Consider the following 14,798-nt stretch of genomic DNA (forward strand, 5'->3'; position numbering starts at 1 on the left):
TTTTTGTTTTCTCGGTGGGCGACCGTGGCCTCCGGCGTCGCCCTGATCGCGGCGACGTACGGCCTCGTGCGCCTGGCGTTCGGGCTGCACCTGCCCGACATCAGCGCCGACCTCGCACTCGAGACCGCCGCGGCCGGTGTCGTCTCGGCGGCGGGGTCCATCGTCTACGCGGTGGCGGCCGTCGTGGGATTCCTCGCCGGCGAGCGCCGTCCGCGCGCGCTCGTCATCGCGGCGACGGCCACGGCGGCCGGCGGGGCGATCGGCGTCGCCCTCGCACCGGATGCCGCGACGTTCGCCGTCGCCTCGGCGATCGCATCCGCCGGCGCCGGCCTGGCGTCGCCGGCGCTGGTGAGCATCATCGGACGGACCTTCGCGGGCGGCCCCGCCGGCACGGCGCAGGCGGTCGTGAACGCCGGAACCGGACCCGGTCTCGTCGCGGCCGGCCTGATCACCCTGGCCCTCGCCCCCGACTGGCGGCTGTGCTGGGCCATCGCCGCCGCCACCACGCTGGCCGCGGGCGTCGCCGTCCTGGTCACCGGCCGCGCGCGCGCCGACGACCGGACCCACGTCGACGGCGCAGCGCGGAGGCGCCGCCCGCTGCTGCCGCCGCGACCGTGGTGGCGATCGCACCGAGCACCGATCGCCGCCGCTCTCCTGCTCGGCGTCGGAGCCGCCGCCACCTGGAACTACGGGCGCGTGATCCTCGTCGACACCGGTGCGTCCGCGGCGCAGTCGGTGATGACGTGGGTGCTGCTCGGATGCGGCGGAGCAGCCGTCATCGCCACCTCGCCCGTCGTCCGGCGCCTCTCGCCACCGCGGCTGCTGCTGGTCTCGGCGGTGACGATGGCGCTGGCGACCGTCATCCTGGGGGCGGGAGCGGCGCATCCGATCATCGCCGGAGCCGCGTGCGCAGCGTTCGGCTGGGCCTACGTCACGGCCACGGGTGCGCTCATCGGCTGCACGGCAGCGATCGACCCCGCCCACGCGGCGGCAGGCACCGCGATGCTGTTCGTGATCTTCATGGTGGGCCAGGCGGCGGGCGCGGCGACCCTCGGCGCGATCCTGCCGCTGATCGGTCCGGTCGCCGCCTTCGCCGCGGCTGCCGCGGCGGCCGCCGTCGCCGGCCTCATCGCCGGGACGCGGAGCAGCTCGCTCGCGCCCGAGGCGGTCGGAGCCTGACGGGGGCGGGTCAGCCGCCGATCGCGTTCATCCCGCGCGCGGGCTGGAGGAAGGACGGATCGTCGATCGCGTGGCCCGCCTTCTTTCCGGCGATGCAGTTGCGGAGGATCCGGTCGACGTCGGCGGCGCGCTCCGAAGGCGCCACCTCCGAGCGCAGCACCGGCAGCAGGTCGTACTCGTCGATCGAGAACAGACAGTTGCGCAGCTGCCCGTCGGCAGTCAGGCGCATCCGATCGCAGGCGCCGCAGAAGGGAGCCGTCACCGAGGCGATGACACCCACCACGTGCGGCCCGTCGTCGAGCCGCCACTGCTCTGCGGGAGCGCCGCCGCGGCCGGGCACAGGGGTCAGCGCCCACCGCTCCGACAGCGCCGCAAGGATCTCCTCGCGGGTGACCATGGTGGATCGGTCCCAGGTGTGACCGGCGTCGAGCGGCATCTGCTCGATGAAACGCATCTGGGCGTCGTGCGCGATGGCGAAGGCCACGAGGTCGGCGAGCTCGCCGTCGTTCACCCCGCGCATCGCCACGGCGTTGATCTTCAGGGGACGCAGGCCCGCGAGCTGCGCGGCGCGCACACCCGCCAGCACGTCGTCGAGTCGGTCGCGACGGGTGAGGGCGTGGAAGCGTTCGCGGTCGATCGTGTCGAGCGAGATGTTCAGGCGGGCGAGGCCCGCATCGACGAGATCCGGCAGCACCTCGGGCAGGCGGATGCCGTTGGTCGTCATCGCGATCTCGATGGGGCCCGCGGGCGACTCGAGCGCGGCGAGGCGGCGGACGATCTCGACGATGTCGGTGCGCAGCAGCGGCTCGCCGCCGGTGAGTCGGAACGTCGTGATGCCGGATGCCGCGGCGACGCGGGCGACCTCGACGATCTCGTCGAGGGTGAGGATGCTCTGCCGCGCCAGCCACTCGTTGCCCTGCTCGGGCATGCAGTACGTGCAGCGCAGCGAGCAGCGGTCGGTCAGCGAGATGCGCAGGTCGCGGTGGACCCGGGCGAATCGGTCGACGAGTGGCTGCCCCATCATGCGAGCGTATCCGCCCGTGAGCCCGAAGGGGCCGGCGTTGCGCATTGCGGGCCGCGTCTGTGGTCTGACACCACCTTGATTTGTGGTCAGACCACGCTTAGCATTATTCCCGGCCCCCACCCGTACCCGGGAAAAACCCGCTCGATACCTTCAGCCTGACGAAACCTTCGCCTCCCCGAAAGGCACCGCCCGATGGACTTCCTCGATCCGCTCCTGCTGGCCCGCTGGCAGTTCGGCCTGACGACGCTCTACCACTACCTGTTCGTCCCGCTGACCCTCGGCATGGCCCTGGTGGTGGCGATCTTCCAGTCGGTGTGGCACCGCACGGGCGATGTGAAGTGGCTGCACCTGACGCGCCTGTTCGGCAAGATCTTCCTGATCAACTTCGCCATGGGTGTGGTGACCGGCATCGTGCAGGAGTTCCAGTTCGGCATGAACTGGTCGGCGTACTCGCGATTCGTCGGCGACGTCTTCGGCGCCCCCCTGGCGTTCGAGGGGCTCCTGGCCTTCTTCTTCGAGGCGACCTTCATCGGCCTGTGGATCTTCGGTTGGGACAAGCTCCCGCGAGCGCTCCACCTGCTGTCGATCTGGATGGTGGTGCTCGGGTCGACGCTTTCGGCGTACTTCATCCTCGCCGCCAACGCGTTCATGCAGAATCCCGTCGGCTACCAGATGGCCGCCGACGGCGGGCGGGCGGAGCTCATCGACTTCGGCGCGGTGCTGACGAACCCGATCGTGCTCGCGGCGTTCCCGCACACCATCTTCGCCGCGTGGATGTTCGCCGCGGCCGTGGTCATCGCCGTCGCCGCGTGGCACCTCTCGCGCGCTCAGCACATCGAGACCATGCGTCCGGCTCTCCGCTTCGGCATGTGGGGCATGATCGTGTCGTTCGTCGGCGTCGCCCTCTCGGGCGACCAGCTCAGCCTCGTGATGGTCGCGACGCAGCCGATGAAGATGGCCGCCGCCGAGGCGATGTGGAACAGCGCGTGCGGTGCGGACGCGTCGTTCTCGATCTTCTCCATCGGCACACCCGACGGCACCGAGGAGGTGTGGTCGCTGCGGGTGCCCTACCTGCTGTCGTTCCTGTCGACCCACAGCTTCGACGGCTGCGTGGAGGGTCTGAACGACCTGCAGGCGCAGTACACCGAGACCTTCGGCGCGGGCGTCGACTACCGCCCGATCGTCTGGGTCACCTACTGGTCGTTCCGCTGGATGATCGGCCTGGGCGGCGCCGCCACCCTGATCTCGGTCGCGGGCCTGTGGGTCACCCGCAAGAAGGCTCAGCGCCCGGTGGCCCGCTGGATGTGGAAGGTGGCCATCTGGTCGGCCCCCCTCCCCCTCCTCGGCAGCCTGGTCGGCTGGGTGTTCACCGAGATGGGCCGCCAGCCCTGGATCGTGTTCGGCCTCATGCTGACCGAGGACGGCGTCTCCCCCAACGTCCCCGGCTGGACCGTGCTCATCTCGGTCATCGCCTTCACCGCCGTGTACGCCTCCCTCGCCGTCGTCGAGTTCGGGCTCATCCGCAAGGCCGCACAGCAGGGTCCGGATCCCCTGCCCGAACCGGGCTCGCCCGAGGCCGAGGATCCGGCGGCCTCCCACACCCAGACCACCGTCTACTGAGGAGCACGACCATGGATCTCGCATACGTCTGGTTCTTCATCGTCGGCATCCTGTTCGTCGGCTACTTCGTCCTGGACGGCTTCGACTTCGGCGTCGGGATGTCGTTGCCCTTCCTCGGCCGCGACAACGTCTCGCGCCGTCAGATCATCAACACGATCGGACCGGTCTGGGACCTCAACGAGACCTGGGTCATCGTCGCCGGCGCCTGCCTGTTCGCGGCCTTCCCCGAGTGGTACGCGACCCTCTTCAGCGGGTTCTACCTGCCGCTGCTGCTCATCCTCATCGCGCTCATCCTGCGCGGGGTGTCCTTCGAGTACCGCCACCAGCGCGACGACGCCACCTGGCGTCGTCGCTTCGACCTCATGATCGTCGTCGGCTCGGCGCTCCCGGCCTTCCTCTGGGGTGTCGCCGTGGCCAACATCGTGCAGGGAGTGCCGATCGACGCCGACAAGGAGTTCACCGGCACGCTCCTGACCCTGCTCAATCCCTACGGTCTGCTCGGCGGTGTCGTGACCCTCCTGCTCTTCTTCACCCATGGCGTGTACTTCGTCGCGCTCAAGACCGACGGTGACGTGCGCACCCGGGCGCGGAGCCTGGCGAACCGATCGGGACTGCTGACTCTCGTGGCGGCGGCGGTCTTCCTGGCGTGGACGGTGATGTCGGCGATGGGGGCGAACGCCCCGCTGCTGCCGTTGGTATTCATCGCGGCATCCCTGGCCGCCGTGCTGCTGATCGGGGCGATCATCGCGAACCTCCGCGGGCGCGAGGGCTGGGCGTTCGCCGCGGGAGCGGGCACCGTGATGTTCGCGGTGCTGACGCTCTGGCTCTCGCTGTTCCCCAACGTGATGCCCTCCTCGACCGACCCGGCGTGGAACCTCACGATCGAGAACGCGTCGTCGACCGACTACACGCTCACGATCATGACGTGGGCTGCCGTGATCTTCCTCCCGCTCGTGCTCCTCTACCAGGGCTGGACGTACTGGGTCTTCCGCAAGCGCGTCACCCGCGCGCGCATCGAGGAGGCCGAGCTCGTCGCACATTGAGCATCGGAGGTCCCCGCCACGGCGACGATCACCGGCGCGGGGTCGTTCGAGGGTTCGAGGCGCCGGTTTCCGGCATCCGCTGTTCGGGGCGCCGCATTCCCGGACTGGGGCGCTTCGTGCCCCTTGGGGCGGGATCCACACGCCCCAAGGTGAACGACGCACCCCGAACACGAGGAACGATCGCAGGCGAACAGGCGCAGCCACGCTCGGGCGGGCCGGCGACGCCGCGGGTAAGGCAGGATCGAGGAGTGAGCATGGACGAGCCCGAGACGCCCGCGCGCTCGAGCGGCCGGCCCGTAGACCCGCGCCTGCTCCGCTACGCACGGACCTCGCGGCTGTTCTTCGTCGCCATCGGGGCGATCGGTCTCGCGCAGACCGTCGTCGTGGCCGCCTTCGCCTGGCTGCTGACCCGAGCGATCGTCGGAGCCGTCGAGGGCATCCCGGCGTCCGAGCTCGCGAGCGTGCTCGCCGCTCTCGGGGGCGTCGTCGCAGCGCGCGCGGGACTGCTCTGGCTGCGCGAGTCGATCTCCGCCCGCGCCGCAGCCCGGGTACGCAGCGAACTGCGCGATGCGCTCACCACGGCCGTCGGCCGCCTCGGACCGGGCTGGCTCGCCGGACGGAACTCGGCCCAGCTCGCGGTCACCGCCGGGCGCGGTCTCGACGCCCTCGACGCCTATTTCGGGCGCTATCTGCCCCAGCTCGTGCTCACCGCGGTCGCGACGCCGCTGCTCATCGCCGTGATCTGGTGGAACGACGCCATCTCGGGACTGACGGTGCTCCTGACGATGCCGCTCATCCCCCTCTTCATGGTGCTCATCGGCCTCGCCACCCGCACGGTGCAGCGGGCCCAGTGGCAGACCCTGCGCCAGCTCGCCGCTCGCTTCGCCGACACCGTGCGCGGGCTCGCGACCCTGACCGTCTTCGGCCGCCAGCACCGCGCGGCGACGTCGATCGAGCGCGTGACCGAGACCTATCGGGCCGAGACGATGCGGGTGCTCCGTGTGTCGTTCCTCTCGGGCTTCGCCCTGGAGTTCCTCGCCTCGATCTCGGTGGCAATCGTCGCCGTCTCGATCGGGTTCCGACTCATCGACGGATCCCTCGGGCTGGCCGTCGGCCTCTTCGTCCTGCTGCTGGCACCCGAGGCCTATCTCCCGCTCCGGCAGGTCGGCGTGCAGTTCCACGCCGCCGCCGAGGGCGTCGCGGCCACCGACGACGTCTTCGAGGTGCTCGACGCCGCCCGTGAGCTGCCCTCCGCCCCCGCCCCCGCGGGCGCCGGTGCTCCGGCTGCGGCATCGGGCTCGGCGCGGGCCGCAGCCGGAGGGGGGCGGGTCGTCCGGGCCGACGGCCTGCGGGTCCGCCGCGGCGATGCGCTGCTCGAGCCGGTGTCGTTCGCGGCACAGCCGGGTACGGTCACGCTGCTGTCGGGGCCGAGTGGTTCCGGCAAGTCGAGTGTCTTCGCCGCGCTGCGCGGAGTGGCCGAGGCCGAGGGCACCGTGACGCTCGACGGCTCCTCGCTTCCCCCGGCATCCACGTGGCTCGCGTGGGCGGGGCAGGAGCCCGGCCTCATCGCGGGGACGGTCGCCGACAACGTCGTCCTGGGCTCCCCCGCCGAGACCCTCGCGCAGCCCGAGGGCCGCCGGATGCTCCGACGCGCGCTCGATCTCGCCGGGGCGTGCTCGATCGATCCCGCTCTCGAACTGGGCGTCCGCGGTTCGGGGCTGTCGGGCGGACAGGCCCAGCGCGTCGCGGTGGCGCGCGCGCTGTTCCGGCACCTTTGCGGCTCGGCGGGCGTCATCGCCCTCGACGAGCCCAGCGCCGCGCTCGACGCCGAGACCGAGGCCGCGCTGTGGCGGAGCCTCCGCGGCCTGGCCGACGGCGGCGCGACGGTGCTGCTGATCTCGCACCGCGCATCCGCACGCTCGATCGCCGACCTGCAGGTCCCGGTGCGCGCCCGGCAGGCGGTGACCGCGTGACGACGACGACCGACGTGCTGAGGGGTGCGATGCCCACCCCTCGCCGCTTCTGGCCCGCGCTGGCGACGGGCTTCGCCACCGAGGCCTCGGCCATCGCCCTGCTCGCGTGCAGCGCCTGGCTGATCGTCCGCGCGAGCGAGCAGCCCGCGGTCATGTACGTCATGGCGGCCGTCGTCGGTGTCCGCGCGTTCGCGATCAGCCGCGCCGTCTTCCGCTACCTCGAGCGGCTCACCTCCCACGACGCGGCGCTGCGCCAGCTCGCGGTCACGCGCACCGACCTCGTGCGCCGGCTCATCCCGCTCGCCCCCGACGGCCTCGGCCGCATCCGCCGGGGCTCCGCGCTCTCGGCTCTGGTCGACGATGTCGACGACCTCCAGAATCTTCCGCTGCGGGTCGTGGAGCCCCTCGTCGCGTCGGCGACCGTCGCCCTGGCATCGGTCGTCTTCGTCGCGATCGTCTCGTGGCCGGCGGCGCTGACGCTGCTCGGGTGTCTCGTGGTCGCGGCGATCGCGGCGACCGGGTGGGGCTGGATCGCCGGCGCCCGCGCGGAGCGGACCATCGCCCCGCTGCGCGCTCGCCTCGCCGACGCCGTGGCCGACCATCTCGGCAGCCTCGACGTCCTCCTCGCGTACGGCGCCGAGGCCGACAGCCGGGCGCGCATCGGCGCCGCCGACCGCGACCTGCGCCGGGCCGTCGTGCGCCGGGCCGGCGCACAGGCGGGCAGCACGGCCATCGTCTCGCTGGCGGCCGGCGCGGCCTCGATCCTCGCGGTGGCGGTGACGGCACCCCAGGTGTCGTCGCTCGGCGGCCCGTGGCTGGCGGTCGCGGCGCTGGTTCCCCTGGCCGTGTTCGAGGTCTTCACCACCGTGCCTCTGGCCGCGGCCTCCTGGCGGCAGGTCCGCGCCTCGGCGCAACGCATCGCCGAGACGGTTCCGAGCGACATTCCCGACGGCCTCGTCGAGAACGCGGTGGCGCCGACCGGGCAACCTCCGCAGCTGGGTGACGGCCTGCACCTGCGGGGCGTCTCGGTGTCGTGGCCCGGCGCCGATCGTCCCGCGCTGACCGAGGTCGACCTCGACGTCCGCCCCGGCGAGCGTCTGCTCGTGGTGGGATCGAGCGGCGCCGGCAAGTCCACCCTCGCCCACGCGCTCGTCCGGTTCCTCGAGGTCGAGGGAACCTATCGCCTCGGAGACGCCGACATGCGGCACCTCGCCCCGGACGACGTCCGCTCGACGGTCGGCCTGTGCGAGCAGCAGCCGATGCTCTTCGACGAGGACATCCGTCAGAACCTCCTGTTCGCCCGCGACACCGCCACCGACGCCGAGCTGGAGGCCGTATTGGAACGGGTGGGCCTCGGCACGTGGCTGCGGGAGCGCGGCGGGCTCGACGCCCGGGTGGGCGAGCACGGCGCACTCGTGTCGGGCGGCCAGGCCCAGCGCATCGCGCTGGCCCGCGCGCTGCTGCACGGCTTTCCGGTGCTCGTGCTCGACGAGCCGACGGCCGGCGTCGACCCCGCGGCTTCCGACGCGCTGCTGCACGACCTGCTGATGGCCGTGGACGACGATCGCGCCGTCGTGCTCATCTCCCACGTGCGCGTGCCGGACGCCCTGATCGACCGCACCGTGCGGATCGAAGCCGGTCGTATCGTCGGATCCGGTTGAGCGCTATACGGTGAGGCGCCTGCCGAAGGCCTGCGTTCCCGGGGCGGAGACGAGCCGCTCGAGGCCGAGCCGGTCGTAGAAGGCCACCGCGCCGGTGTTGTCGGCCGACGCCACCAGGTGCAGCCCCGCCACCCCCGCACTGCGCAGCTCCGCCGACAGCCGCTCCACGAGGCGGCGCCCCCACCCCTGGCCCTGCGCGGCCGGAAGAAGGTCGATGTGCAGATGCGCGGGGTGGGACGCGGCGAGCGCCTCGACGCCGGCAGCCCGGGAGTATGCGTACCGCAGCGTGCGCGCCTGCCGCGAGTCGTCGTCCGAGGCGGGGCGGGGCCAGCGGCCGGCGAAACGCGGCCACCAGTCGGTGCGGAACCACTCCTCGAACGCATCGGTGTCGGATGTCGCGACGATGTAGCCCACCGGGTCGTCGGCATCGTCGGCGACGACGAACGCGAGCTCGGGATGCCGTTCGGCGTAGGGCAGGACGAACACCGCGGCCCAGATGTCGTCGTCGGCGAACAGTCCGGTCGCATCGGCGCCGTGATCGGCGGTGCGCAGGCAGATCCGGGCGAGGGCGTTCTCGTCGCCCGGCCGGGCGGAGCGCAGGTGGAGCATCCCCTCATCGTGGCATTCGGAGCGCGCGTGCGCACGCACCGACGACCTCAGGCCCAGGTGACCGCGGACGCGGCGACGCCGAGCGCCACGCGCGCTCCGGGCCGCACCTCCGCCGCACGCGCGACGGAGAGGTCGACGGCGACGGCGGGGTCGCGCACGAACACCCGCACGCCGCCGACGGTGGGCTCGAGCCGGTCGACGATCGCGTGCCAGACGATCTCCGCGGCGGGGCGGCCCGCCGGGGCGTCGGGCAGGTCCCCGATCCAGAGGCGGACGTCGGCGGGACGGAAGAGCGCCACGCGGCCCTCCTCGGAGCCACGACCGGCGACGGTGAGGGCGCCGGCCCGCCAGCTCCCCCGCTCTCCGGCGCCGACGACCCGGTTCAGCCCCGCGATCGCAGCACCGAACGCGGTCGCCGGGGCGCCGAGCACCGCGCGCACGTCGCCACTCTGGGTCACCTCGCCGGCTTCGAGGATGACGAGCCGATCGGCGACGGTGGCGGCGTCGAGCGCGTCGTGCGTGACCAGCACGGCCGTCGCCCCCGCCGACCGCAACTGCTCGGCGAGCATCGTGCGCAGCGCCGCGACGGTCTCGGGATCGAGCGCGGTGAACGGCTCGTCGAGCAGCACGAGCCGCGGCGCAGCGGCGAGCGCCCGGGCGAGGGCGACGCGCTGCTGCTGCCCGCCCGACAGCTCGCGCGGCGCGCGGGGGCCGGCGGCGGCGAGGCCCACGCGGTCGAGCCAGTCGTCGGCCTCCGCCCGCGCCCGCCGCGCCGCCACCCCGCGCGAGCGGAGACCGAACGCGACGTTCTCGCGCGCCGAGAGGTGCGGGAACAGACAGGGGTCCTGGCGCAGCAGCACGGTGCCGCGACGCTGCGGGGCGACCTGGACGCCGGGAGCCGCGACCACCTCGTCGTCGATGCGCACCGATCCCGCATCGATCGGGCACAGGCCCGCGATCGCCTCGACCGTCGTGGTCTTCCCCGCACCGCTCGGGCCCATGACCGCGACGATCTCGCCGGTCTCGGCCGTCAGGTCGACCGAGACGGCGAGATCGCGACGTCGCACGCGCAGGTGCGCGCTCAGCCGCGCGCTCATCGCGACGTCCCGGGACGCCAGCCGCGGACGAGCAGCAGCACCGCGACGGCGGTCACCAGCAGCAGCAGCGAGAGGGCGACGGCCGTCCCCTGAGACACTCCGGCGCCGTTGAAGGCCGTGTAGATCGCCAGTGGCATCGTCTGGGTCGAACCCGGGGCGTTCCCCGCGAACAGCGCGGTCGCACCGAACTCCCCGAGCGCACGGGCGAAGCAGAGCACGATGCCCGCGACGAGCCCGGGGGCCGCCAGCGGCATCGTCACGCGCCAGAGGATGCGCCACCGGCCCGCCCCCAGCGCGGCGGCAGCCTGCTCGTACCGCACGCCGGCCCCCCGCAGCGCCCCTTCGAGAGCGAGCACGAGGAAGGGCAGCGCGACGAAGGTCTGCGCCAGCACGACGGCTGCGGCGGTGAAGGGGATCCGGATGCCCACGCCCTCGAGCGCGACCCCGAGCCAGCCGTTGCGCCCGAAGAGGAACAGCAGTGCGACCCCGCCGACCATGGGCGGCAGGACGAGCGGCACGGTCACCGCAGCACGCAGCACCGCCGCCACGCGGGCGCCCGACCGGGCGATGGTCAGCGCGAGCGGGACGCCCAGCACGATGCACGCCGCCGTCGCGGCGAGGGCGGTCTGCATCGAGAGGATCAGCGCCGAGACGGCCTCCGGCGAGGTGATGTCCCGCCACAGCGTGGACAGGTCGACGCGTGCGACGAGCGCGGCCAGGGGGACCACGAGCAGGGCGAGGCCGATGACCGCCGGCAGCAGCACGATCCGGGGCAGGTAGCCTCGCGCCGCCGCACCGGTCTCGCCGGTCCCGGCCACGCGCCGCGAGGGGAACGGGCGGCCGGCGTCGGCGGCCCGCGTCCGGTCATCGGCAGCGGGGATCACGGGACGCCGAATCCCAGATCCCCGAGCACCGCTCGACCCGCATCCGACACCACGAAGTCGACGAAGGCGGCAGCCGCCGCCGGGGACGCGGCCGTCGAGAGCGCGGCGATCGGATAGCGGTTCACGACCGTCTCGGCGCCGGCGGTCGCCACCGCCTCGACGTCACCGGTGGTCGCGGCATCCGTGATGTAGACCAGGCCGGCATCGGCTTCGCCCGTGGCGACCTTGGTCAGCACCGCGGTGACGTTCTGCTCGTAGCTGTCGACATCCGCGACGACCCCGGCGGCCTCGAGGAGCGTCACGGACGCCGCGCCGCACGGCACGGCGTCTGCGCACAGCACGACCACGCGATCGGGATCGGCCAGGTCGGCCAGTCCGGTCACCTGGCCCGGATTGCCCGCGGGCACGACGATCGTGAGGCGGTTCGAGGCGAACAGAAGCGGCGACGATGCCAGCCCCGCGTCGACGACCCGCTGCATGTTCGCCTCGTCGGCCGAGGCGAACACGTCCGCCGGCGCCCCCTCGACGATCTGCGTCGCCAAGGTCGACGACCCGTCGTAGCTGATCGGACGGACCTCGACACTCGGATGCCGCTGCTCGAACTGCTCCGCGAGGGTGTCGAAGCCGGCCTTCAACGAGGCGGCGGCGAAGACGGTCACCTCGCCCGAGACCTCGCGCGTCACCTCGCCCGGTGACGCGGCGGCTCCGCTCGCCTCCGGGTCCACGTCGGGACCTCCGCCGGCGGCGCAGCCCGCCAGCGTCAGCATCACGGCGGCGAGCGCCGCGAGCGGTGTCCGGTTCGTGCGCATCATCGCCCTCACTGCTTCGGGATCTCGACGACGACGGTGGTGGCCTTCACGACCGCGACGGCGAGCGATCCGGGCTCGAGGGCGAGCTCGCGCACCGCTTCGGCCGACATCAACGACACGACCCGGTGCGACCCCGCCTGGATGTCGACCTGGGCCATCACACCGTCCACCTGCACGCGCGTGACCAGGCCGACGAAGCGGTTGCGGGCGCTGGTGAGCTGATCGAGGGGATCGGATGCGGCGGTCGCGAGCTCAGCGGCGTGGGCCGCGAGGGCGTCGCCGGGGATGCGAACCGGGCTCTCATCGGTGGCCGGAAGCGTGCCGTGATCGATCCAACGGCGCACGGTGTCGTCGCTGACGCCGAGCAGGCGCGCTGCTTCGGAGATTCGGTAGGCGGTCATATCGCTGAAGATACCCGCATCAGCGGCATCGGAGCCGATATTCTGCCGCATCCGCGGATCTCGAGGCGGGCTCGCCCGAGACGACCCGTCGGGCTCGAGAGCGCGTCTAGCCTGATGCCATGGCCTTCCCGCCCCTCGTCGACCCCGCTCCCCGGCTCTCGGATACCGAACTCCGCCGCACCGCGAGACACCGCGTGCTCGCGGGTCTCGGTGATTCCGGGCAGCGGCGCCTGGCCGCCGCCCACGTCGGCATCGTGGGGGTGGGCGGCCTGGGGTCACCCGTCATCCTCGCCCTCGCCGCCGCCGGAGTGGGGACGATCACCGTCATCGACGACGACGACGTCGAGCACGCGAACCTGCAACGACAGGTCATCCACCGCATCGACGACGTGGGCTCCCCGAAGGTCGAATCCGCCGTCCGCGCGGTCGCCGCGCTCTCCCCCGAGACCCGGGTCGTGGTGCGCCGCGAGCGTCTCGACGCCGGGAACGCCGCCCGCCTGCTGGACGGGTGCCATCTCGTCATCGACGGCACCGACACCTTCGAGACCCGCACGGTCGTCGCCGCGGCGTGCGCCGATCGGGGGCTGCCGCTGGTGTGGGGGGTGATCCAGGAGTTCCACGCCCAGGTCACCGTCTTCTGGTCGGCGCCGCCCGGCGGAGCCCCCGGCATCGACCTCGCCGATCTCTACCCGCCCGGAAGCGCGGGCGAGCTGCCCACCTGCGCCGAGGTCGGCGTCCTCGGATCGCTCTGCATGACGGTCGGCGGCATGCTCGCCACCGAGGCGATCAAACTCGTGACCGGCATCGGCGAGCCGCTCTTCGGCCGGCTCGTCGTCGTCGACGGGCTCAGCGGATCGCAACGCGAGGTGCCGCTGCGGCCCGCTCGGGGGCCCCGGGTGACGGCGCCCGCCGGCCACGGCGCGGCGTCACCCGCGGCCGGGACCGCAGCAGAACCGGCCGCCCCCGAGGTCGACCTCGAGGGCTTGCGCTCCGCACAGCGGGCCGGCGCGATCGTCGTGGACGTGCGAGAGCCGCACGAGACGGCGGACGGCACGCTTCCCGGGTCGGTCCTCGTCCCCCTCGCCGATCTCCTCGCCCGTCCCGAGCAGATCGAGGCGGAGCGGGTCGTGGTCGTCTGCGCCCGCGGCATCCGAGCCCACCGGGCGGCCGATGCGCTGCGCTCCCGAGGCGTCGATGCGACCGTGCTCGCCGGTGGACTGGCAGAGTGGGCAGGATGAGCGAGACGAACACCCCGGGTCTGCGCACCGTCGAGCAGCAGCTCGACGAGGTCCTCGCCGCCGTGACCCCGTTGCCCACGCGCGTCGCCCGGCTGCACGACGCCGGCGGAGCCACTCTGCGGGAGCCCGCCGTCGCCCGCGGCGGCATCCCCGCGTTCGACAACTCGGCCATGGACGGGTTCGCGGTTCGCTTCGACGACGTCGCCGGGGCGGGGGCCGAGCGTCCGGTGGTGCTCGAGGTCGTCGCCGACCTGCCGGCGGGCACCGCCGACGACCCCGCGCTGCGGCCGGGACAGGCGGCGCGCATCATGACCGGCGCGCCGGTCCCCGCCGACGCCGACGCGATCGTGCCGTTCGAGGACACCCGCGGCGGCCTCGCGGACTCGCTCGGCGTCGTGCACGTGGAGCGCACCCCCTCGGGTCGCGGTGCGTTCATCCGACGTGCGCACGACGACATCCGCCCCGGCGACACGGTGCTCGAGGCGGGCGTGGTGCTGGGACCGTTGCAGCTGGCCGCCGCCGCGGCCGCCGACATCCCCGAGCTCACCGTCTCGGAGCGTCCGCGCGTCGTCATCGTCTCGACCGGAAGCGAGCTGGTCGAGACGGGCCGCCCCCGCGAGCGCGGGCAGATCCCGGAGTCCAACGGGCTCCTCCTCGCAGGGCTCGTCGAGGCCGGCGGCGCGACGGTCATCGGCCGCGAGCGCGTCGACGACGACGGAGCAAGTCTGCGCCGCGTGATCGAGGAGCTCGCGACGGGGCCCGGGCGCGCCGACGTCCTCATCACGTCGGGGGGCGTGAGCGCAGGGGCCTACGAGGTCGTCAAGAGCGAGCTGGCCGATGCGCTGCGGTTCTCGCGCGTCGCCATGCAGCCGGGCAAGCCCCAGGCGTTCGGTGTGCTGCCGTCGGGGACGATCGTGTTCGGGCTGCCGGGTAACCCGGTCAGCGCGGCGGTGTCGTTCGAGGTGTTCGTCCGCCCAGCCCTTCTCGCTCTGCAGGGACGCACGCTCGTGCGGCGTCCCGCACTGCGACTGCCGGCATCGGCGGCGTGGCGGACCCCGCCGGGCCGTCGCCAGTACCTGCCCGCAGCGATCGACCGCAGCGATCCCGCGCGCTGGACCGTGCGGCCGGCCACCCACGGAGGCTCGGGGTCCCATCTGGCGGGCGGGCTCGCCCTCGCCGAGGCGTACGCCGTCGTCCCCGCCGAGGTGGCATCCGTCGCGGCGGGCGACCTCGTCGACGTGCTGCTGCTGGGAGGATGAG

Annotated in this window: 13 protein-coding genes; 7 read left to right on the forward strand and 6 right to left on the reverse strand. The window is 73.1% G+C overall.

The annotated features are described in order from the left end of the window. The first annotated feature begins 24 nt into the window (after positions 1-24). Positions 25-1,179 carry an MFS transporter gene (locus HW566_RS04735; protein WP_178010848.1) on the forward strand — a complete coding sequence of 385 codons (1,155 nt, stop codon included), beginning with the start codon at positions 25-27 and terminating at the stop codon, positions 1,177-1,179. A 10-nt stretch (positions 1,180-1,189) separates the two neighbouring features. On the opposite strand, the gene moaA is transcribed toward HW566_RS04735, so the two are convergent. Then, positions 1,190-2,200, reverse strand: coding sequence for a GTP 3',8-cyclase MoaA (moaA, locus tag HW566_RS04740; protein ID WP_178010850.1), 1,011 nt, complete (start codon positions 2,198-2,200; stop codon positions 1,190-1,192). 195 nt (positions 2,201-2,395) lie between these two features. On the opposite strand from moaA, the gene HW566_RS04745 reads away from it, so the two are divergent. The 4 genes from HW566_RS04745 (at position 2,396) to cydC (ending at position 8,500) form a co-directional block, all read left to right on the forward strand. Further along, complete coding sequence (locus tag HW566_RS04745; protein ID WP_178010852.1) at positions 2,396-3,823, forward strand: cytochrome ubiquinol oxidase subunit I; 1,428 nt, start codon at positions 2,396-2,398, stop codon at positions 3,821-3,823. Between the two features lie 11 nt (positions 3,824-3,834). Further along, positions 3,835-4,866 (forward strand): cytochrome d ubiquinol oxidase subunit II, encoded by a 1,032-nt coding sequence (gene cydB / locus HW566_RS04750; RefSeq protein WP_178010855.1) that lies wholly within the window; start codon positions 3,835-3,837, stop codon positions 4,864-4,866. A gap of 254 nt (positions 4,867-5,120) precedes the next feature. Continuing rightward, positions 5,121-6,839, forward strand: coding sequence for a thiol reductant ABC exporter subunit CydD (cydD, locus tag HW566_RS04755; protein WP_178010857.1), 1,719 nt, complete (start codon positions 5,121-5,123; stop codon positions 6,837-6,839). Further along, entirely contained in the window at positions 6,836-8,500 is a 1,665-nt protein-coding gene (gene cydC, locus HW566_RS04760; RefSeq protein ID WP_178010858.1) for a thiol reductant ABC exporter subunit CydC, read from the forward strand. Before cydD ends, cydC begins: the two co-directional genes overlap by 4 nt. Positions 8,501-8,503: 3 nt before the next feature. Here the strand turns inward: cydC and HW566_RS04765 are convergent, their stop codons facing one another. From HW566_RS04765 to HW566_RS04785, 5 genes are all read right to left on the reverse strand, one after another. Then, entirely contained in the window at positions 8,504-9,109 is a 606-nt protein-coding gene (locus HW566_RS04765) for a GNAT family N-acetyltransferase (protein WP_178010860.1), read from the reverse strand. Positions 9,110-9,156: 47 nt separating this feature from the next. Further along, positions 9,157-10,206, reverse strand: coding sequence for an ABC transporter ATP-binding protein (locus HW566_RS04770; protein WP_178010862.1), 1,050 nt, complete (start codon positions 10,204-10,206; stop codon positions 9,157-9,159). Beyond that, positions 10,203-11,024, reverse strand: a complete 822-nt coding sequence (locus tag HW566_RS04775; protein ID WP_178014682.1) for an ABC transporter permease — start codon at positions 11,022-11,024, stop codon at positions 10,203-10,205. The genes HW566_RS04770 and HW566_RS04775 overlap by 4 nt, the downstream gene beginning before the upstream one ends. A gap of 62 nt (positions 11,025-11,086) precedes the next feature. Continuing rightward, on the reverse strand, positions 11,087-11,902 hold the full coding sequence (modA, locus tag HW566_RS04780; protein ID WP_178010864.1) for a molybdate ABC transporter substrate-binding protein: 816 nt from the start codon (positions 11,900-11,902) through the stop codon (positions 11,087-11,089). A gap of 5 nt (positions 11,903-11,907) precedes the next feature. Continuing rightward, the gene (locus HW566_RS04785) at positions 11,908-12,300 is read right to left on the reverse strand and encodes a TOBE domain-containing protein (protein ID WP_178010865.1); all 393 of its coding nucleotides are present in this window, start codon (positions 12,298-12,300) and stop codon (positions 11,908-11,910) included. A gap of 119 nt (positions 12,301-12,419) precedes the next feature. Here HW566_RS04785 and HW566_RS04790 point away from each other — a divergent pair, with 119 nt between their 5' ends. Both HW566_RS04790 and HW566_RS04795 read left to right on the forward strand, forming a co-directional pair. Next, a complete protein-coding gene (locus HW566_RS04790) occupies positions 12,420-13,538 on the forward strand; it encodes a ThiF family adenylyltransferase (protein ID WP_178010867.1) in 1,119 nt (372 codons plus the stop codon). Next, positions 13,535-14,797 carry a molybdopterin molybdotransferase MoeA gene (locus HW566_RS04795; protein WP_178010869.1) on the forward strand — a complete coding sequence of 421 codons (1,263 nt, stop codon included), beginning with the start codon at positions 13,535-13,537 and terminating at the stop codon, positions 14,795-14,797. The genes HW566_RS04790 and HW566_RS04795 overlap by 4 nt, the downstream gene beginning before the upstream one ends. Position 14,798: the final 1 nt, after the last annotated feature.

The sequence above is a fragment of the Microbacterium oleivorans genome (assembly GCF_013389665.1).
Lineage (GTDB): Bacteria > Actinomycetota > Actinomycetes > Actinomycetales > Microbacteriaceae > Microbacterium > Microbacterium oleivorans_C.

Excerpts from the sequence above, each read along its gene's own strand:
- moaA (WP_178010850.1), bottom strand. The coding sequence starts at position 2,200 with ATGGGGCAGCCACTCGTCGACCGATTCGCCCGGGTCCACCGCGACCTG.
- HW566_RS04745 (WP_178010852.1), top strand. The coding sequence starts at position 2,396 with ATGGACTTCCTCGATCCGCTCCTGCTGGCCCGCTGGCAGTTCGGCCTG.
- cydB (WP_178010855.1), top strand. The coding sequence starts at position 3,835 with ATGGATCTCGCATACGTCTGGTTCTTCATCGTCGGCATCCTGTTCGTC.
- cydD (WP_178010857.1), top strand. The coding sequence starts at position 5,121 with ATGGACGAGCCCGAGACGCCCGCGCGCTCGAGCGGCCGGCCCGTAGAC.
- HW566_RS04765 (WP_178010860.1), bottom strand. The coding sequence starts at position 9,109 with ATGCTCCACCTGCGCTCCGCCCGGCCGGGCGACGAGAACGCCCTCGCC.
- HW566_RS04770 (WP_178010862.1), bottom strand. The coding sequence starts at position 10,206 with ATGAGCGCGCGGCTGAGCGCGCACCTGCGCGTGCGACGTCGCGATCTC.
- modA (WP_178010864.1), bottom strand. The coding sequence starts at position 11,902 with ATGATGCGCACGAACCGGACACCGCTCGCGGCGCTCGCCGCCGTGATG.
- HW566_RS04785 (WP_178010865.1), bottom strand. The coding sequence starts at position 12,300 with ATGACCGCCTACCGAATCTCCGAAGCAGCGCGCCTGCTCGGCGTCAGC.
- HW566_RS04790 (WP_178010867.1), top strand. The coding sequence starts at position 12,420 with ATGGCCTTCCCGCCCCTCGTCGACCCCGCTCCCCGGCTCTCGGATACC.
- HW566_RS04795 (WP_178010869.1), top strand. The coding sequence starts at position 13,535 with ATGAGCGAGACGAACACCCCGGGTCTGCGCACCGTCGAGCAGCAGCTC.